Annotated in this window: 13 protein-coding genes; 8 read left to right on the top strand and 5 right to left on the bottom strand. The window is 47.5% G+C overall.

The annotated features are described in order from the left end of the window. Nucleotides 1–2: 2 nt before the first annotated feature. Nucleotides 3–3,464: a transcription-repair coupling factor gene (mfd, locus tag D3795_RS04270; protein WP_156266549.1), complete on the bottom strand. Its 3,462-nt coding sequence runs from the start codon at nucleotides 3,462–3,464 to the stop codon at nucleotides 3–5. A gap of 118 nt (nucleotides 3,465–3,582) precedes the next feature. On the opposite strand from mfd, the gene D3795_RS04265 reads away from it, so the two are divergent. The 3 genes from D3795_RS04265 to D3795_RS04255 are packed head-to-tail and all read left to right on the top strand — an operon-like array spanning nucleotide 3,583 to nucleotide 6,755. Beyond that, nucleotides 3,583–4,824, top strand: coding sequence for a lipoprotein-releasing ABC transporter permease subunit (locus tag D3795_RS04265; RefSeq protein WP_156266547.1), 1,242 nt, complete (start codon nucleotides 3,583–3,585; stop codon nucleotides 4,822–4,824). 21 nt (nucleotides 4,825–4,845) lie between these two features. Next, entirely contained in the window at nucleotides 4,846–5,529 is a 684-nt protein-coding gene (gene lolD / locus D3795_RS04260) for a lipoprotein-releasing ABC transporter ATP-binding protein LolD (RefSeq protein ID WP_156266545.1), read from the top strand. Further along, entirely contained in the window at nucleotides 5,526–6,755 is a 1,230-nt protein-coding gene (locus D3795_RS04255) for a lipoprotein-releasing ABC transporter permease subunit (protein ID WP_310942392.1), read from the top strand. The genes lolD and D3795_RS04255 overlap by 4 nt, the downstream gene beginning before the upstream one ends. Here D3795_RS04255 and D3795_RS04250 read toward each other — a convergent pair. Beyond that, on the bottom strand, nucleotides 6,745–7,296 hold the full coding sequence (locus D3795_RS04250; protein WP_156266543.1) for a DUF2062 domain-containing protein: 552 nt from the start codon (nucleotides 7,294–7,296) through the stop codon (nucleotides 6,745–6,747). The two genes, D3795_RS04255 and D3795_RS04250, sit on opposite strands and share 11 nt — an antisense overlap. A 55-nt stretch (nucleotides 7,297–7,351) precedes the next feature. Between D3795_RS04250 and D3795_RS04245 the strand changes: the two genes are divergently transcribed. The 5 genes from D3795_RS04245 to kdsB all read left to right on the top strand — a co-directional run bounded on the left by D3795_RS04245 (nucleotide 7,352) and on the right by kdsB (nucleotide 13,396). Beyond that, the gene (locus D3795_RS04245) at nucleotides 7,352–9,628 is read left to right on the top strand and encodes a DNA internalization-related competence protein ComEC/Rec2 (RefSeq protein ID WP_156266541.1); all 2,277 of its coding nucleotides are present in this window, start codon (nucleotides 7,352–7,354) and stop codon (nucleotides 9,626–9,628) included. A gap of 84 nt (nucleotides 9,629–9,712) precedes the next feature. Continuing rightward, a complete protein-coding gene (gene msbA, locus D3795_RS04240; RefSeq protein ID WP_156268953.1) occupies nucleotides 9,713–11,458 on the top strand; it encodes a lipid A export permease/ATP-binding protein MsbA in 1,746 nt (581 codons plus the stop codon). A gap of 2 nt (nucleotides 11,459–11,460) precedes the next feature. Further along, nucleotides 11,461–12,447 (top strand): tetraacyldisaccharide 4'-kinase, encoded by a 987-nt coding sequence (gene lpxK / locus D3795_RS04235; protein ID WP_156266539.1) that lies wholly within the window; start codon nucleotides 11,461–11,463, stop codon nucleotides 12,445–12,447. Between the two features lie 2 nt (nucleotides 12,448–12,449). Continuing rightward, complete coding sequence (locus tag D3795_RS04230) at nucleotides 12,450–12,647, top strand: Trm112 family protein (protein WP_156266537.1); 198 nt, start codon at nucleotides 12,450–12,452, stop codon at nucleotides 12,645–12,647. Continuing rightward, entirely contained in the window at nucleotides 12,644–13,396 is a 753-nt protein-coding gene (gene kdsB / locus D3795_RS04225; protein WP_156266535.1) for a 3-deoxy-manno-octulosonate cytidylyltransferase, read from the top strand. Before D3795_RS04230 ends, kdsB begins: the two co-directional genes overlap by 4 nt. Here the strand turns inward: kdsB and D3795_RS04220 are convergent. Genes D3795_RS04220 through D3795_RS04210 form a run of 3 tightly spaced genes read right to left on the bottom strand, consistent with a single transcriptional unit; the run spans nucleotide 13,374 to nucleotide 20,745 of the window. Then, the gene (locus D3795_RS04220; RefSeq protein WP_156266533.1) at nucleotides 13,374–16,430 is read right to left on the bottom strand and encodes an efflux RND transporter permease subunit; all 3,057 of its coding nucleotides are present in this window, start codon (nucleotides 16,428–16,430) and stop codon (nucleotides 13,374–13,376) included. The genes kdsB and D3795_RS04220 overlap by 23 nt on opposite strands. Then, a complete protein-coding gene (locus tag D3795_RS04215) occupies nucleotides 16,427–19,651 on the bottom strand; it encodes an efflux RND transporter permease subunit (protein ID WP_156266531.1) in 3,225 nt (1,074 codons plus the stop codon). The genes D3795_RS04220 and D3795_RS04215 overlap by 4 nt, the downstream gene beginning before the upstream one ends. Further along, nucleotides 19,648–20,745 carry an efflux RND transporter periplasmic adaptor subunit gene (locus tag D3795_RS04210; RefSeq protein ID WP_156266529.1) on the bottom strand — a complete coding sequence of 366 codons (1,098 nt, stop codon included), beginning with the start codon at nucleotides 20,743–20,745 and terminating at the stop codon, nucleotides 19,648–19,650. Before D3795_RS04210 ends, D3795_RS04215 begins: the two co-directional genes overlap by 4 nt. Between the last annotated feature and the right edge of the window lie 177 nt (nucleotides 20,746–20,922).

The raw sequence follows: 20,922 nt of genomic DNA, 5'->3' as shown, positions 1-20,922 counted from the left end.
AATCATCCTCGTGCAAATTCGTCCAGTAGTGACTCTACCAGTTTCAGCCGTGCTTGAGTATCGTCTATTTTACGAAGAATACGTAAACGCGTTGGCCCTTCAAGTCGATACTCATTCGGTTGCTGTTGTATGAGCTGAATAAGAACTTGTGGCGAAACTTTAGTATCGGTAGCGAACTCGACGTTGACGCCATTCGGGCCACCATCGATTTTGCGAATGCCAAGCTGTTGAGCGCGACTACGAAGTTCGGCAACACGAACTAAATTCTTAACCGCATCGGGCAATAACCCAAATCGATCAATTAACTCAACTTGAATTTCATGCAATGCCTGCGTGTTATCACTACTTGCAATACGTTTGTATAGGCTCAAGCGTGTGTTCACATCGGCGATATACGATTCAGGTAATAAGGCAGGTACGCGCAAATCAATTTCGGTTTGCGCTTGCAGCAACTGGTCGAGCGCTGGTTGTTTACCTTCTCGTAAGGCTTTAACGGCCTGCTCAAGCATTTCCATATACAAGGTAAAACCAATGGTTTCAATTTGGCCGCTTTGATCATCACCTAATAACTCGCCCGCACCACGAATTTCTAAATCGTGGGTAGCCAGCATAAAGCCAGCTCCTAAGTCTTCGAGCTGCGAAATAGCTTCAAGACGCTTAAGTGCATCTTTAGTCATGCGTTTCGGGTTTGGTGTAAGTAAATAAGCATAGGCCTGATGATGGGAGCGACCAACACGACCACGCAACTGGTGCATTTGAGCGAGACCCAAATGATCGGCACGGTCCATAATAATGGTATTCGCTGTTGGCACATCAATACCGGTTTCGACAATTGTTGTGCACACCAGTACATTGTATCGCTGATGGTAAAAATCAGACATGATGCGTTCAAGTTCGCGCTCTCGCATTTGTCCGTGGGCTACCGTTATACGTGCTTCCGGTACTAATTGCGCCAATGTTTCCGCGGTTTTCTCGATGGTTTCAACATTGTTGTGCAGGAAGTATACCTGACCACCCCGTAAAATTTCCCGCAGTACAGCTTCGCGTATGGTTGGTTCGTCATATTCGCGAACAAAAGTTTTCACGGCCAAACGCTTGGCTGGTGGAGTCGCGATGATGGATAAATCGCGTACACCATGCATCGCCATGTTCAAAGTACGAGGTATTGGCGTTGCGGTAAGAGTCAGAATGTCGACATCCGCTCGAAGTCGTTTAATGGCTTCTTTTTGACGCACACCAAAGCGATGTTCTTCATCCACAATCAGCAAGCCGAGATCATGAAACTTCACGTCAGCGCTGAGTAGTTTATGCGTGCCAATCACCAAATCCACTTTGCCTTCGGCAAGGTCGGCGAGAATTTTTTGAGTTTGTTTTGCGGTATTAAAACGTGACAGCACTTCAACGCGGATTGGCCAATCGGCAAAACGGTCTTTGAAATTTTCATAGTGCTGTTGCGCCAACAGGGTGGTTGGCACCAACACCGCAACTTGTTTACTGTCGTTCACGGCCACAAATGCCGCGCGCATCGCTACCTCTGTTTTACCAAAACCAACATCACCGCAAACCAATCGGTCCATTGCTCGCGGTGCTTGCATATCTGCTAACACACCAGCGATAGCCGCGAGTTGATCATCGGTTTCTTCAAACGGGAAGCTGCCAGCAAAACGTTGATATTCCTCTTGGTCAAGCTTAAATGGATAACCCGGTTTTGCTTCACGACGGGCATAGACGTCGAGTAATTCAGCGGCAACATCACGAATTTTCTCAGCAGCCTTGCGCTTGGCTTTCTCCCATTGGTCATTGCCAAGCTTGTGCAACGGCGCTGAAGCTTCTTCGCCGCCGCTGTAGCGGCTTAACACATGCAACGCAGCGACCGGCACATACAATTTACTGTTGTTGGCATATTCAATGGTCACAAATTCTGTTGTGACGCCACCGGTATCCAGTGTTTGTAGCCCTTGGTAACGTCCGACACCATGATCAATATGAACCACCGGTTGACCGATACGTAGTTCGGCGAGGTTGCGCACCATATTCTCAGCATTTACCGTCGCCTTTTGGTCGCGGCGACGGCGCTGCGCAATACGTTGCCCGAGTAATTCGGTTTCAGTAATAACGAGTAGTTGTTCGTCGCTTAGTGCGAATGAATGTGCGACCGGACTGACGCTAATGGCGTAGGATTGTTTGCTGGTTGCGAATTGTTGAAAGTGCTCTACTTCTTCAAGCCCAAGCTGCAATGGCGCGAGTAATTCACGCAATGTTTCGCGGCGACCAGCTGACTCAACTAAAAAGATGACGCGCTGCTTTCCCGCATCCTTCAGGCGCTGCGAGAGCTTCTCGAGCGGGTTCTTCAACTGGTGATTAATGGCAATTTCGCCGATAGGCTGGGTCTGAAACACCTTTGGGCTTGGCTGCGCTTTATCGCTTGGAACCATGGCGCGAATGCGCGGCATTTCTTTAAACGCCGCATGAATCTGGTCTACCGCGAGAAATAGTTGATGCGGTGGCAATAACGGGCGCAACGGGTCATAGCGTCGTTGTTCATAGCGCTGATTAATGTCATGCCACAAATGATCTAAACTGCCTTGTAGATCGCCAAATGTGACTAACAGCGTATTGTTCGGTAAGTAATCAAAAATACTCGCTGTATTCTCGAAGAATAACGGTAAATAATATTCAACGCCGCCCGGGAATTGCTGATTGGATACCTGCATATATACCGAATCACGCGCATTCGAAGCGTCAAATTGGTCGCGATATTGCGCACGGAATAACTCGATAGCCGTTGGATTCGTTGGGAATTCGTGAGCGGGTAATAAATCTATCGCGTCAATTTCACCAGCTGACAACTGCGTGTCAGGGTCAAACAGACGAATAGAATCTACTTCATCATCAAAGAAATCGATACGATAAGGTTGGCTGCTTCCCATTGGGAACAAATCAAGAAGCGAGCCACGAACGCAGAATTCACCATGTTCCATTACTTGAGCAACATGACGATAACCGGCGCGCTCTAGACGCTGGCGCAAGCCGTGAATATCAAGTTTTTGGCCTTTATTAACCTGAACTGCTTGACCTGCTACGTAATCAGTTGGCGCAATGCGATGCATCAAGGTGTTCAATGACACAATCAACGCACCACGCTGCATGTCGGGCAGGCGAGCTAGCACGCTTAAACGTTCAGAAATAATATCTTGATGCGGTGAAAAGCTATCATAGGGTAGCGTTTCCCAGTCTGGAAACACCATGACCTGCTGGCGCCAATTGGGTGCAAAATATTGCACTTCCTGCTCTAAGCGATGCGCTTGCGGGGCATCGGGCGTAACTATTAACACCGGACCATCGTGTTGCTCTATCAATTGGCCCAGAGCCAATGCGATACTGCTACCGACGAGGTTTTGCCAAGTAATATCTTGACGCGCTGATGATGGTTTCGGTGGCTTAAATGGAGACGCACTGGTCATGAGTTATGAGTTTCTCTACTGCTAAAAACAAATTGCTAAGGAGTATACCGTAACTTGGCGCTTGGATCAGTGCTCAGTTTTCTTTATGCTTGCTCCGCAAAGTTATTTAGGAATCAACATGTTTAAGCCTGCAGCATTTTTCTTAGGATTACGATACAGCCGAGCGCGCCATGGCAATCGCTTTACGCGGTTTATCAATCGGTTTGCCTTGGCTGGAATCTTAATTGGCGTGGCAGCGCTTATTATTGTTAGCTCGGTGATGAACGGCTTCGAGCAACAGCTGAAACAACGTATTCTTGGCGTGGTGCCGCAATTGACGGTGACTGAAGCTGAAAGTCAGCAGGTGAGTAACTGGCAGCAATTGGCAAAGCGTATTCCGCCGTTAACTGAACAAATTGGTGTGGTGCCGCAAGTCAGCAGTGCGGGCGTTGTACAAAGCAGTGGCGAACTGCGGCCGGTTGTTCTGCAGGGGTTATTTCCTGATGTTGCTGATGCCGATGTGCAATGGCAACCGCTGCGTCAGCATTTGTTGTACGGGAACTTGTCAGCGCTGACTGAAGGCAGTTACCAGGTCATCTTAGGTCAAGCTTTGGCGCAACAGCTCGATGTTTGGCCGGGGGATACCATTCGGGTCATCGCCGCTGCAGGTGGTGTGTATACGCCACTCGGATTAATGCCAGCTCAGCGTCAATTCAAAGTCGCAGCGATTGTTGCGATGCAATCGGAAGCTGATAGTCATTTGCTGGTTATGCATGGCGCCGATGCCGCACGTTTATTGAGGCTACCCCCTAATCATGTTTCTGCGTTACGCTTCTACTTTACTGACCCATTTGCGGCGTTAATTGCCGAACGAGATGTGCAAGCAACTCTCGGTGATAGTGTGACCACGCAAACATGGCGTGAGCAGTATGGTGAGCTATTTGATGCGGTCAGTATGGAAAAGCGCATGGTTGGATTGATGTTGAGCCTGATTATTGCGGTTGCCGCGTTTAATGTGGTTTCAGCATTGATGATGGTGATTCAAGATAAGCGATCTGATATTGCCATACTGCAAACCATGGGATTACGCCGCACACATTTATATGCCATGTTTATGGTGCAAGGAGCTACCAGCGGTATTATTGGCAGTGTGGTCGGTTTATTAATAGGCATTGGTGTTGCTGCGAATCTCAACGAAATACTAACGGTGTTGCAAGTTGATTTGAGCTTTACTGGGCAAGCAGGGTTACCAGTATTAATGGAATCTGGACAGATTACCTTTATAGTGCTGGCGGCGATAGCGCTAACTCTTCTCGCGACGCTATATCCCGCTTGGCGTGCTAGCCAAATACTGCCAGCACAGGCACTGCGATATGAATAAAAATCAGAAGGACTGCATAGCATGTTGATGGAATGCCGCCAATTATCCCGAGTTTACCAAGATGGCGACCGCCAATTACAGGTATTAAACGATGTTAATTTATCCGTGAATGCCGGTGAAATGCTCGCGATTGTTGGGAGTTCCGGTTCTGGCAAGAGTACACTGCTGCATTGCATGGGGGGGTTAGATAAGCCAACGTCAGGTGAAGTGCTATTTGCTGGGTACGCCATTCAAGACTGGTCATCAAATCAACTTGCTGACTGGCGTAACAAAGAAATCGGATTCATCTATCAATTTCATCATTTGTTGCCAGAGTTCACCGCACTTGAAAACGTCGCGATGCCACAGTTAATTGCCGGTGTCTCAACGCGCGAAGCGAAGTTACGTGCCGAGCAGTTATTGCAACGTGTGGGGCTTGCAGAACGATTACAGCACCGCCCAGCTGAACTCTCTGGTGGTGAGCGGCAGCGTGTCGCTATTGCACGTGCGTTAGCTAACTCACCACGTTTAGTTCTTGCCGATGAACCGACTGGAAATTTAGATGACAGTACCGCTGAACAAGTATTTGAGTTGTTGTTAGAACTTAACAAAGAGTTTGATACTGCATTTGTGATTGTGACGCATGACAATTCGCTGGCGGCGAAACTTCCGCGAACTTTAACGCTTCATCACGGACAGTTAAATAAAGCGGAGCTGTTTGCATGATTGAGCGCTTGCGCCTGACTTGGCATTTAGCTCGTCGGTTTCGCAACCGCCGCGAGCGAAGTGGTTTCGTATCGTTCATTTCGGCGTCATCAACGCTTGGTATTGCGCTGGGCTGCATGGTTTTTATTGCTGGTTTAAGCGTCATGAACGGCTTTGAGAAGGTTCTACAAGAACGCTTTCTAAGTTTGATTCCACATGTCGAGTTTACTGCGGTGAATCAGCAATTAGCCGACCCTCAACAAATAATGGCGGCCAGTCTTAAACATCCCAGCGTGGTAAGTGCAAAACCCGTGATTCGCACACAAGGTATGGTGCAACAGGGCGCTCAATTTACCGGTGTGCAAATTCAAGGCATTGACACAACGCAGGTACAAGCCATTCAAGAATATATGTCGCCAGAAACATGGCAAGCACTGGTCACCGAGCCCAACGCTGTGGTGCTCGGCGATAAGCTTGCCGAAAAGCTTAAGGTGACAACTGGTGACACGGTGATGTTGTTGGTGGCACAAAACGCGAACTTTCGTGAACCGAAACGTATTCGATTGAATGTGCAGGGAACCTTCGCATTTGGTGGTCAAGTCGACCACCAATTCGCCTATGTATCTCTACAAACCGCGCGTGAAATGGTTGGAATTCAAAATGGCGCAACAGCGGTTGAGTTAGTGCTCACCAATGTTATGCAGGCACAGCAAGTCGCCAATGAAATAGGTTATGACATAAAGGATTATGTGTATCTTGATCATTGGATGCGGTCACAAGGTCACTTGTATCGCGATATACAGCTGGTGCGTATGGTGATGTACCTTGTACTCATACTGGTGTTGGCGGTTGCGTGTTTCAATATTATTTCAACGCTCATCATGACGGTTCAAGAAAAACAGCGCCATATCGGAATACTCCGTACCATGGGCTTGCGCGGTAAACAGGTTATGCAAGTGTTTGTTTGGCAAGGTCTACAAAATGGCCTGATTGGTACCGTGCTGGGTACGATTGCTGGGGTATTGTTAACGCTGATATTACCTGACTTAATGAGTTGGATTCAGTGGCTGAGTGGCGAGTCATTGCTAGCGAGCGATGTCTACTTTATCAATCAAATACCGGTTTATTTACAGTCGCTCGATGTGGTTCTGGTGGCGCTTGTGGCGCTCACTATGAGTATCTTTGCGACGTTATATCCAGCTTGGCGGGCGGCACAGCTTGAAATTGTTCAAGCGATTAGTCATTAGATTCGTGTTTACGATGTTTCGCTTTTTCGAGCATGCGCTGTGCACGTTCGCGCCATGCACTGACGACTGATTGGCGCCACAACAGGCTAATAGTGAAATACCCGGCGATACTACTAATTACTGCCATAATCAGACAGCCCAGCAGGAACGCGGGGCCAATAGTCGCAATACTTTGCGCTAACCAGTGCCAAGATAATTCAAAGCTAAAGGTTTGCGGTGGTTGCCCGAGAATCCAGTTACCCAGCAGATAACAAAAATAAAATAACACGGGCATGGTGATTGGGTTTGAAACCCAAACTAAGGCGACCGAAAGCGGCAAATTAACGCGAAATGGGATGGCTGCTGCAGCTGCAAGAACCATCTGAAATGGCACCGGAATAAACGCAAAAAATAGTCCAACGGCGAAACCACCAGCAGCAGAACGACGATTAAGGTGCCACAGGTTAGCATCGTGCAATAACTTGCCGAAGACTTTTAGGCTTTTGCTGTTTCTCACAGTTTCATGCTTGGGCATGATGCGTTGAATAAACTTGCGTGGCATGTCTAGTCCGTCTTCACTCTTACCGAAGTTATTTTAATAAACAGGTACAACGTCCATGGATAGGTGGTTGTGCGCGGCGCTTGCCGGTTATGCGCTAACCTTTACTTTTAGCAAGCCGATGAGCATCCAGCAATGGGTCATACTTGCTACTTTAGTCGCTGTCGTGTCATGGCGTTATGCTTTGCTGCGACCGTACGCCATTATTCTCGGCTGTGTATTGTGCGGCATAGCGTGGGGTAGTGGCAACGCTTATTTGCATCAAAATACGCTGATCTTTGATGAGAATCTGAATAAACCAGTGTCTTTGCAGATGACGGTGACGGAAATAACTCAAGTTCGTCCAGACTTTTGGCGTATTCAAGGAGAAATTCAAAGTATAGAAAACCAGTTGTTATCGAGATCGGCTACTGCGCGCTTAAGTTGGTATGAGCCACCGGCGCTGGTTATTCCTCCACAAGCTGGCACAACTTGGCAATTTCGAGCACGACTCAAAGCCCCGCAAGGGGTTCGTAATGACGGTGGGTTTCTTTATCATCGCTATCTTGTCGGTCAACAAATTCATGCTCTAGGGAGTATACGCTCTGGTACCTTCGTTGCTGGTGAACCAAACTTTCGACAGCAACTATTCAATCAACTTAACTACTTTCAGCCGGAACTGCAGCAGTTTGGTATTTTACAAGCGTTAACTTTGGGCGAACGGCAAGCGCTGTCTGATGAACAGTGGCAAACCTATCAACGCACTGGGCTTGCCCATTTAATTGCAATATCAGGGCTGCACTTAACCCTCGTAGCTGGCGGTGTGTTGTGGCTTTTTCGTACTCTTTTACGTTATCAAGCGCGCAGTCGTAGGCGCCGAGAAACAAATAATAGTTGGTTTATTGCAACCTGTGTTGCCCTTGTGGTTACATTTTTTTACGCCGGTTTAGCAGGTTTTGCGACCGCAACGGTGCGCGCATTTGTTATGTTTTCGGTGGTTATCATCCACAAGTATTTTGCTCTGCATACACCGCCAAGTCGGGTGCTTTTAAGAGCTGTCGCTGTGGTCATCGTGGTGCATCCCCTGGCACCTTTGCAAAGTGGATTTTGGTTATCGGTAGCTGCGGTAGCAACGATTCTCTTAATGAATTGGCGCTGGCCGATTATTAGCGGGCGTTGGCAAAGTATCCGAGCTTTGTGGCGACTTGAACTGACATTAACGTTTGCCATGTGGCCGCTAACCGCAATGTGGTTTGATGGTTTACCACTACTGGCTCCGCTTACGAATCTTGTTGTTGTGCCGCTAGTTACGTTTTGGGTGTTGCCACTCAGTTTGCTCGGTTTGCTCATGCTGTTGTTGGGTAGCGATGGGATATCGCTTGGACTATTACGTATTGCTGAGGTACCACTCAACTATGCAGAACCACTATTGAATTATCTGTCTAAGTTGACGTGGCAGTGGGTACCCGCACACCTGACCGGCCCAATCATCGGTTTGGTGGTGGTGTTGATCACGTGGGTTTGGCCGTGGCGCTGGTACTGGAAGTTAAGCTGCACGGCCATTTTTGGCTTTGGACTGATCATTTCGCATCAGTTGCAACAACAAAACACTTTGGTGCGGCTTCATATTCTTGATGTTGATCAGGGCAGCGCTATCGTCATTGCGCAGGCTGATGAAGCCGTGATTGTTGATACCGGGGCGAATTGGGAGCTTGGGGGGAATATGGCGGAAAGGGTGATATTGCCATTTTTACGACATCATCAACTTACACCTATCTATGGCTTCGTGAGTCACACTGACAATGATCATGAGGGCGGTGTTACGACTATCTCGGAGCAATTTCCGGCTATGCGATGGTACGGTAGTGGTCATGGCTTACCCTGCGTTGCTGGTCAAACAGGGCAGTGGCGTCAAGTTACATGGGCGATATTGCATCCACGAGAAGTAACCAATAATCGTTACAATGACGACTCGTGTGTATTGAAATTAATGATTGGTGGCACGTCGATTCTATTACCCGGTGATATAACAAAACGCGCTGAGCGAGCCTTACTGGCTCATATTGCACCCATTCAAGCAGACCTGTTGGTATTACCTCATCATGGCAGCAATAGTTCAAGCGAGAGCTATTTCTTACAGTCTGTTGCGCCACAAGTCGCAATCGCAAGCCGGGGGCGGAACAATGCGTACGGCATGGTAGCCGAACAAGTGAAACAGCGGCTTGAAGAATTAAGCATACCCTTACTAGATACCGCCCGCGGAGGCCAAATTACCGTGACCTTTGCGCAGAATAAATGGCAAGTACATCAGCCTTGGGCTGGTAAGAATAGAGCATGGTTTGATGCGGATAACTAGCCAGCCACTGGTGAAAGCGGTTAGAATGCAGATATTGTTGAACTTTATAAGAATTGCATGAGCGCTGAAAATATACTGGAAAATATGACCGAAGCCCAAAAGAAGCGGACTTTTCGTCGCTTACTAAGCTACATAAAGCCGTATCGTACGGCATTTATTTTTTCGGTTATTGCGATGATTGGCTATGCAGCCGTCGATACATTTTTCTTTTCTCAAATCGAAACACTTATCGATGAAGGGTTAACCGAACAAGATTCTACCATCCTCATTTATGGCGCTATTTTTGTGCCTTTAGTGTTCATCGCTCGCGGTACCTTCAATTTTATTTCTACCTACTTATTGAACTGGGTTGGTTTTCGAGTGATCACCACGCTGCGTCAGCAATTATTTGATCACATGATGAAGTTACCGGTGTCATTTCATGATCGCCATTCAACCGGTGACTTATTATCAAAAATCACCTATACCACACAGCAGGTGGCGGAGGCCAGTTCACGCGCTATTTTAGTATTGATTCGCGAAGGTGCGTTTGTCGTTGGTTTGTTGGGTTTGATGTTCTACATCAGTTGGCAATTGTCATTGGTATTTTTGGTTGTCGGCCCATTAATTGCCAAAGTGGTCTCCGTGGTTTCAAAACGTTTCCGTCAAGTATCGCGCCGTATTCAAACGGCCATGGGTAACGTCACAACAACGGCTGAGCAAATGCTTAATGGCCATAAAGTTGTGGTGATGTATGAAGGTCAAAAGCGCGAATCCAAGCGCTTTCAAGACATCAACAATGTCACCCGCAACCAGAATATGAAGCTTATTAACGCACAAACCGTGAGCACCTCGGTTATTCAGTTGATTGCGTCGTTTAGTTTGTCGATGGTGTTAGTACTTGCAAGCTACCCGGAAATGCTAGAACAGTTATCAGCGGGTGCGTTTACGACATTACTCACGTCGATGATTATGTTGCTTCGCCCGCTCAAGCAGCTCACGACGGTGAACAGTGACTTCCAGCGTGGAATTGCCGCAGCACAAAGCATCTTTGAGGTGTTAGACGAAAAGGCGGAGCCAAACAAAGGAACCTACCTTGTTGAACGTGCACACGGGCATATACGGTTTGAAGATGTGACTTTCACTTATGACGAGGCAGAGTCGCCGGCGTTAGACAAAGTCAGTTTTGATGTGAAACCAGGCAAAACATTGGCCTTGGTTGGTCGTTCGGGTAGTGGTAAATCAACAATTTCGAACTTACTTACCCGCTTTTATGCACCACAAAGTGGAAAGATTTATCTCGATGACGTGGATATTTACGATTACAAACTGAAATGTTTGCGCCGTCAGTTTGCTTTGGTATCGCAACATGTGACCCTATTTAACGATACAATTGCCAACAATATCGCCTATGGCGCGCGCGGTGAAGTATCGGCAGAGCGTATCCGCGAAGTAGCGGAACAAGCCTTTATTACCGAGTTCACCGACAACTTGCCACTTGGGTTAAACACCATGGTTGGCGAAAATGGCGTGATGTTGTCTGGTGGGCAACGTCAACGTATTGCGATTGCTCGTGCGTTATTGCGCGATGCGCCAATTTTGATTCTGGATGAGGCGACATCTGCACTTGATACAGAGTCTGAACGTCACATTCAAAAAGCCTTGAGTCGGCTACAGCAAAATCGAACCTCGATTGTCATTGCACACCGGCTCTCAACCATTGAAAACGCTGATGAAATATTGGTGATGGAAGAGGGCAAAGTGCTCGAACGTGGTGATCATCAGACATTACTCGACAAACAAGGTGCTTATTACCAGCTTTATAGTCTGCAGTTTAGCGGGGGCGAGTAATCATGTTTTGGCAGCGGGCTTGGTATCGTTCTGGCCTTCATCCGTTGTTAGTTCTTTTATTACCGCTGCATGCGCTGTTCGTGGCTATGAGTACGGTACGGCGCTGGGCGTATCGAGCTAGTATTTTAGCCAGCTATAGAGCGCCGGTGCCAGTTATAGTGGTTGGCAATATTAGTGTCGGTGGCACCGGGAAAACACCGGTAACTGAAGCGCTGGTGCAGTGGCTTAAACAACAGGGCTACTCGCCGGCAATTATCTCGCGCGGCTATGGTGCGCAAGGCCCATTCCCACAAATTGTCACTGCGTCAGCAACAGCACAGAGCGTCGGCGATGAACCAAAGTTACTGGCTCAACGAACTGGCGTGCCACTAGCGGTAAGCCCCAATCGTCAACACGCTATCGAATTAATTCTTCAGACGTTTCCAGCAACAGATATCATACTCAGTGATGATGGGTTACAGCATTATCGGTTGGCGCGCGATATCGAAATTGCTGTCGTTGATGGCATGCGCGGATTAGGTAACGGCTGGCGCTTGCCGCTTGGGCCATTACGAGAACCTGCAGTGCGATTACAACAGGTTGATTTGGTGGTGCAAAATGGCCTGTCTGAGCAAAACTATGGCTGGTCATTTACCCTTAAACCGCAACGCTGGAAGCGAGTTATTGATAACGTTGAAGTTGATCAACCTCTCGGTGATAGTGTTGCGATTGCAGGTATAGGTCATCCGCAACGATTTTTTGATACGCTTAAACAACAGCAGCTAACACTCAAACGTTGCATTGAATTTGCTGATCATCATCCGTTTCATGCGGGTGATTTTGAGAACATTGAGTCGTCAATGAATGTACTGATGACAGAAAAAGATGCGGCAAAATGTCGTACATTTGCGCAAGAGAATTGGTTTTATTTGCCGGTTTCGGCAGAATTTAGTGATGAATTTTGGCAACAGTTACAGCAGCGTCTGCACGGTATAGCATGCAAGGAGTAATTATGGCGGTTGATGAGAAGACTTTAGCTATTTTGGCGTGTCCTTTATGCAAAGGAAAGTTAGTTTGGGTTGCTGATAAAAGTGAATTAGTGTGTCGCGGTGAGCGGCTCGCGTATCCGGTTCGCAATGATATTCCGATGCTATTAAGCCACGAAGCCCGTGAGCTTAGCAGCGCAGAGTTGGAGCAACTATCGTCATGAGCTTTACCGTCATAATTCCCGCACGTTACGCATCGTCTCGCTTGCCGGGTAAACCACTGGCGATGATTGGCAATAAAACCATGATTCAGCGTGTTTACGAACGTGCCGCCGCCGCTGGTGCTGCTGAAGTTATTGTCGCCACCGATGATCAGCGCATCATTGACGCCGTTGAAGCGTTTGGTGGACGAGCTATGATGACCTCGCCGCACCACAATTCAGGTACTGAACGAATTGCTGAAGTCATTGATTATTTAGCCATTGCTGATGATCAAGTGGTGGTCAACGTGCAGGGGGATGAGCCGTTTATTCCGCCTGAGATCATTCGCCAAGTAGCAGATAATCTAGCGAATCAAAAACTTGCACAAATGGCGACCTTGGCGGTACCGATTTCTTCGCTAGAAGAAGTACAAAGTCCGCATGCGGTAAAAGTTGTTACCGATGTGAATGGGTATGCTTTGTATTTTAGTCGCGCGCCCATTCCTTACGAGCGTGATGGACTGACTCAGAACCGTCTAGGTGAGTTGGCTGATTATCGCCGTCATATTGGCATCTACGCCTATCGGGCCGGCTTTGTCTGGCGTTACATTGAGTGGGAGCCAAGCCCGCTGGAGCAAATTGAGTCACTCGAACAACTTCGAGTGCTTTGGTATGGAGAGCGCATTCATGTGGCTGAAGCCATTGCTCTACCGCCGGCTGGCATTGATACGCCAGCCGACTTAGCGCGTGCTAACCAGGAAGTAACTGACTAACTTTTGCTTGCGCATGCTGACACAAACGGTGCCAGCGTGCTCGCATACCAATCAAGCGAGCATAAGCGTAAGGTACCAAGAACAAACTGGTTACTGTCGAAAACACCAAACCACCAATAATAGCGATTGCCATTGGTGCGTAGGGCGGGCCATCACCACCAATTTGCGTGGTACCAAACGCCAACGGCAACAGGCCCAAAACAGTGGTCGATACGGTCATGAGAATAGGCCGCAATCGGCTGACACTGCCTTCAATAATTGCCTCTTGTAAAGTCGCACCTTGGGCAAGTAAGTGGTTGATACGATCAACCAGAACAATACCATTATTCACGACAATACCCATCAGAATCAGAATACCAATCATCGCCATAATGGTGATCGATTGCCCGGTGATCAGTAGTGCCCAAAATACGCCGACAATAGAGAACAACAGGGACGTGATTACTGCGGTTGGTAGCAGTAACGATTCGAACAACGCCGCCATAACGATGTAGATAAGTGCAACGGCGAGCAATGTATTCACTAACATGACACTCTCGTTTTCACGTTGCCGCTCAAAACTGCCATCTAAGCTCCACAAATAGCCTTGTGGCAACTGTAATTGGCTAAGTGCTGCAGTAATTTTATCGCGCGCTTCATTGATGGTCAGTTCGTTCAGGTTCGCATCAATGGTAAGTGAGGTGCGTCGGTCGGTACGACGAATTTGACTCAATCGCGGTTGCTTCACCAACGTTGCGATATCCTGCAGTGCGATGATTTTGTTGTTCGCCTGCAGAATAGGCAAGTTATAGAGTGCTGGTAGCGAATTCTCGAGTTCCTTATCAAAGGCAACGCGCAAATCAATTTCGCCATTCGGGTCACCACGATAAGATCGTAACCGTTGCCCCCGCAAAGCTGTCGACACCGTTTTAGCAACATCGGCAGAACTTAAACCCAAGTTGTGAACGCGCTCGCGGTCAATTTTTATAATCAGTTCAAACTGTCCTGTCTCCGATTCCGCTTGAACATCGGTCAGCCCCTCAATAGCACTCAACATAGGCAGGACATCTGTAGCTAAGCGTTGCAGTACATCGGTTGACTGGCCGCTTAATGTCACTCGCACACCATCACGTCCGCCACCAAAGCCAAACTTCGGCTCACTACGCAATAGGTTGGGCATGTCTTTGCGAATACGTTCCATCAAATCTGCAAGTTTTTCATCTCGGTTTTCCTTCAACAATAACGTTGAGACGGCATAGTCGGGCGTGTAATAGCTGTATACCGCATCAATATCAAAGCTTTCTTGGTTGGCGTACAGGTAGTTCTCAAGTTGAGTGACTTCATCTTCAACTTCCGCCAGGCTGTATTGAGTATGAAGGTTGTAGTTAATAAACAAACGGTCATTGAAGCCTTGAGGCCCTTCATCGCCACTTACGCCAGCAAATGGAATCGCAATACTCGCAAGAAGCAGTACGGCGAAGAACCCCGTCCAAACTGGGTGACGCCAACTCCATTCCAACGCTTTACGATAGCGACGTGGCGGTTTTTGCGGCTTCACTTTTTTATGACTAAAACGGCGTAGTTTCGTAATCAATAAAGGAACCAGAGTTTGCGATAGCAACAACGATGCCAATAACGATAAACAAATAGCGATTGCGGTATGTTCGAGAAAGATGGTGATGTCGGTTTTCTTTCCAAAAATATTCGGCAAGAAGACAATAGCTGTGGTTAAAGTACCGGCTACAACCGCCAACGATACTTGCCCAACACCTTCAACGGTTGCCTGTTCGGCATCTGCACCTTGCTCACGTTCGTGTTGAATGCTCTCGGTTATAACTACGGCGTTATCAACCAGCATACCGACAGCTAACATCAGGCCCATCAGCGATAAAACGTTAAGCGAGTAACCGAGGAAGTACATGCCACCTAATGCAATACAAATGGCAATTGGTACACTCAACACCACGACGAGCGTTGTGGTGAGGTTACGCAAAAACGCATAGAGCACCAAAAACGACAAAAACGCACCCAGCAACCCAGCGCTAACCAAGTCGCTCAAAGAGGTTGTGACACCTTTAGCGGTATCATCCATCACGAACAAGTTAATGCCGTTAAATTGAGGGTCTTGACGTATTTCATCAATGACTTTCATCACTCGGGCTGAAACATCAACCAAATTGGCATTGGATTCTTTGAACACTTCCATACCAATGGCATAGCTTTGGTCGAGGTGGCGACCATCGACTTTGCGAGGCATCTCGCGGCCAATTTCAGCAATATCACGAAGTTTCAGTCCCGGACGAATAGGAAAATTGCCGATATCGTATTCGCTTTGGAATTCGCCCACTGGATTCACCAGAATACGTTGATGTTCATTCTCAATAAAGCCAGCAGTTAACGAAAAGTTCGCACGTTGTAAGGCCGCAGTAATCTCTGCTGGTTTCAATTGATGCGCCAACAATGATGCCTGATTTAAGCGAATAACGATTTGCTGCGGATCAACACCATACAATGTGACGCGTGACACACCGTCGACGCGTTCAATCGGCTTACGCAGGCTTCTATCCAACAAGTCGTAGGCATTCGATAAATCGCGTTGACTACTTATTCGCAATTGAAATACAGGCATATCTTCAGTGTTAAACTGAAATACAACCACACGGTCGACGTCATCGGGAAGCAAATGCTTAATGGCATCGACTTTCTCACGGGCTTCGATGCTCTTGGTACGGATATCTTGGCCCCATTCAAACTGTAACAGCACTTGCGCATTGTCAGAGGTTGACGTTGAACGCATGCGACTGACGTTACTCAAGGTTGCGAGTGCTTCTTCAAGTGGGCGAGTGATTAGGCGCTCAATCTCTGCTGGTGTTGAGTTCGGATAAGCAACTTGAACAACAACTTCCGGAATCTCAATGCCAGGGAATTTCTCCAGCGGAAGTAACCGAGAACTAATCGCTCCGAGTAACAACATGGACAAGAAAATCATGCAAGTGGTTACTGGGCGACGTAGCGCCCAGCGTGCTAATGCGGATCCTATTTGGGCGGCGTTCATACTTTCACCCCCGTTGCTGCAGACTTACGATCCACAAGGAGATATAAGCATGGAATGAACAGTAGCGTCAGCAGTGTTGAGAACAACAAACCTGCAATAACACTAATCGCCATGGGTGCGCGAATTTCAGCGCCTTCGCCAAGCCCTATGGCTAATGGTAACAACCCTAAAACCGTGGTGAGCATGGTCATAAGAATCGGCCGCAGACGTTGTTGTGCTGCAGTGTAAACAGCTTGGTAGCGCTCAATGCCTTCCTCTCGCAATTGGTTAATTCGGTCGACCAAAACAATCGCATTGTTCACAACAATACCAGCCAACATGATTAAACCAATGAACACAATAATGCTCAGTTCGGTGCCCATGAGATAAAGACCAAGCACTGAACCAGCCCCAGCGAGCGGTACGGTAAATAGAATAAACAATGGATGTAGCAGCGATTCAAACTGCGATGCCATCACCAGGTACACCAGAAATACGGCAAGCACCAAAGCGAATTGCAACGAGGTAAATGACCGTTGCATATCTTCGTTTTGTCCAGCGACGCGAGCCGTGATCGTGAGAGGAAGTTGCGTCTCATCGAGTAATTGCTGAGCGTTGCTAACTGCACTGCCAAGGTCACCATAATTTAGGTTGGCTTCTACGATTGCAGTGCGCTGTTGGTCAATTCGGGTAATTTCGCTTGGACCAACGACTGGCACAACTTCGGCGACGGCTTGTAATGTAATTTCCCGCGCCGCACCCGGGTTAATGATCACTTGCTGCAGGTCACGAAGCGAATTGCGATCAGCGGATTGACTGCGAACAAGAATATCAATTTTTCGGTCATCCAAACTAAATTGGCTCGCGACGCGACCGCCAATTTTTGTCGCTAGTAATTCGGAAACTTCGGCACTAGTTAAGCCGTATTGACTAAGCTTCGCATGATCAAAATACACCGCGAGTTCAGGTTGACCATCAGTCATATTGACCCGAATGTCGGTAAATTGCGGATGCTCTTCAAGTGTTGTACTGAATTGTTGCGCTGCTTGTTGCAGTAAGGCGAGGTCGTAACCCACAAACTCGATGGTAATCGGGCTTGCAAAGCTAAACAGCTCAGGCGTCCCGAATTTTGCCATAACCCCCGGCATTGATTGCACTTTCTGCCGCAGTTGCTGTTGTACTTTTTCAGTGGCAGCCATGTTGTGATCCGCCATGACCACATTCAGCCGTCCCCACTGATTACCACTTTGACCCGGCGCTGCATTAAGCAGGCTGCCGGTACCCGCGATGGTATAGTAACGGTCCACCGCCGCATTAAGCTCATCAGACGTAGCAATCACGTTACCAAGCTCAGCTAACACCATATCGGTTTCATAAATGGTTGCGCCGGGCTGTAATTCGACTTCAACGTAAAATTCTCCTTGTGCCATATTCGGCAGCAATGCGACCGGAAGGCGTGGTAATAGCGTGTAACAAGCCGCAGCGCTCAACAGAATGATACCCAAGGTTACGCCTGCACGTTTTAGAGCGACGTTGAGGAGTCGTTGATAGCCAGCTTCAAGTGTTTGATAGACGGTATTAAACAACTTCAATAATGGCGTGGTAATTAGTGTAAATAATTTAGTAAGTACGCGCGCGATCGCTACAAATACGCTAATTAACGCGAAAGGAATCCAGCGAAATACAAGGTAGATTGGCGTCTTTAACCAAAACCGCCATCCTTTGGCATATGCAAAAGGTTCAATTTCAGCGTTTGATTTGTTGCGGCTGCGGCTTGATAGCATCGGAATAAGTGTTAGTGCCACCAGTAGTGAAGCTGCAAGAGAAAAGGTGACGGTCAAGGCTTGATCACGAAATAGCTGACCGGCAATACCTTCAACAAATACTAACGGAAAGAACACCGCCATGGTGGTTAGCGTGGACGCAATAATAGCCCCAGAAACTTCACGCGTGCCAACTTCTGCCGCTTGTTCAGCATCGCTATGTTGTTGATGACGGGCAATATTTTCGAGAACGACAATGGCGTTATCCACCAACATACCAACCGCTAACGCAATACCACCCAGCGACATCATATTGAGTGAAACTTGATAGCCGTAGAGTAAGTTAAACGTGGCAATAATTGAGATTGGTATGGCTAAGCTGATGACAATAGTCGGCCACACGCGTTGTAAAAATAGATAAATGATAACCATCGCTAACAAACCGCCAATGATTGCAGCGTCACGAACTTCTGCAATGGCCGCGCTAATAAACACGGCTTGGTCATAAATTGGTTTAATGGCGTATTGCTCAGGGAGTAGATTTGCGGTTTTCAGCTGTTGCAGATGTGATTGAATAGCTTTTGATACTTGAACAGTGTTGGCATCACCTTCTTTGTAAAGCGAAACTTCAACTGCTTCCATGCCACCGACACGACTTATGGCGTCGCGTTCTTTGTAGGCGTTTTCAACCACCGCGATGTCTTTTAGTAAAATTGGACGATTATTGCGCGTGGTGAGGTAGATTGAGCGAATGTCTTCTAAGTTTTTGAACTGATTTAATGTTCTTACTAAGTACTCAGCACGATCAGCTTCAATACGACCACCAGACAAATTGATATTTTCTTCACGCAAGCGCTGCGTAATCAACGTCATGGGTATCTGCAATGCGGCGGCTTGACGTTCATTCACTAATACTTGAATCTCGTCTTCTAAACCGCCACCTAAACGCACCGAAGCAACGCCTTCAATGCTCTCTAAATGCCGCTTTAAGTCTTCCTCAGCGTAGGTACGTAATTGCTTTAAGGCGCTAATCGACTGATCATTTTCATTCAAGCTCAAGGCTAAGCGGTAAACCGGCTCTTCACTTGGGTTAAAGCGAAGCAAAACTGGCTTTTCTAAATCGAGTGGTAATTCCACCCAATCAAGTTTTTCACGCACATCAAGGCTCGCCATTTCCATGTCAGTGCCCCAACTAAACTCGAGCAAGACATCGCTTTGGCCAGCACGGGAAATTGATTCAATACGACGAATACCTTTTACCGTACCGAGTGTTTCTTCGATAGGTTTACTGACAAGTTGCTCAACTTCGCTAGGCGCACCGCCGGGATAATCGGTGCGCACAGTTAAAGTCGGGTAAGCTAAATCAGGGAGCAGGGTAACTGGAATACGACCTAATGAAACAAAGCCGAATAACATCACCGCCAAGGTGAGCATCGCAATCGTAACAGGGCGCTTTACTGCTAACTTAACGATACTCATGATTGTTGCTCGCTCCGAATCACTTCAACTAGGGCTGCATCTTTAAGGTTAGCTTGACCACTAATCACAATTGCATCGCCAACGCTTAAGCCGTTGATAATTTCTAGATGAGTTTCGTCCTCAAAGCCAATTTGTACATCGACTTTGTGGGCAACGCCGTCAGCATCAACAGTAAACACACTGTGTTGATTATCTAAGCTTTGTACGGCGTAGCGGGGCACTGTGACGGTGTTTTGACGAGTCGCATAATTGAGGTTGACGTGCGCGAACATACCAGGCTTCAAGCTGTTGTTTTGATTATCCACGTGTAAGACAACTTTGAAGGTACCGGACTGTGTATCAACCACGGGACTAATTCGCGCAACCGTTGCAGTGACACTCTGATTATTTAAGGCGGTTAATTGTAATTCAGCAGTTTGGCCTACTTTAACGCGTTGCAATTCACGTTCAGGCAGATAGACGTTACTTTGCAGTACGTCTGACGCAACAATGTGAAATAACTTCTGTTGTTCGTATTGGCGAACTAAGTTGCCTGGTTTCACGTAGCGATAAGCAACGTAACCACTGATTGGGGCGCGAATCTCGGTTTCAGCCAAGTTCAATGCAGCCATATCGTACTTTGCTTGCAGCATGTCGGCTTGAAAACGCAACTTGTCATAGGCATCCGCACTGATCATATCGCGTTCCGCCATATCTTTGACGCGTTTTAACTCTTGTTTGATCGAGTTTAATTCGGCGCGTGCTTGTGCTACTTGAATGCGATATTCATCATCACGCATGTGGGCAAGAATTTGTCCAGCTACAACATAGTCGCCTTCTTCAACCATAATCGACTCAATAATGCCAGTCGCTTTGCTCGTCACATCTGCTTCATCGCGTGCTTCAAGCGTGGCGGTTGATTTAAAGCTCGAGGTGATTTCACCGGCGACAACTGTTTGTGTGGCTACCGGAATGCGTGCAACTTGAGCTTGCTCTTGAGTTGCTGGAGTTTCGTTGCTGGCGCCGGCATCACTACAAGCACTGGTACTAAGTGCGAGAAGCGAAGCCAATGTGACTGCAACAAAGCGATTGGTGTATGTGTGCGTGTTCATCATCTTGTCCCGATTTAATGCGTTAATCGTTATTGGTTATTCGTTATTGGTTGCTCGGCGTTCGACACCGGGAACCCATCTTTCAAAAACTGTCTGTGACGACATGGTATCGATACTTATGCATAGAACGTGCCAATTTTCATTTTGTTGTATTAAAAAATTGGCTAAGCCTTTGTTTTA

This window comes from Pseudidiomarina andamanensis (assembly GCF_009734345.1).
Taxonomy (GTDB): domain Bacteria; phylum Pseudomonadota; class Gammaproteobacteria; order Enterobacterales; family Alteromonadaceae; genus Pseudidiomarina; species Pseudidiomarina andamanensis.
Note: the sequence above shows the minus strand (reverse complement) of the source record. Positions and strands in the feature narration are given on the sequence as shown.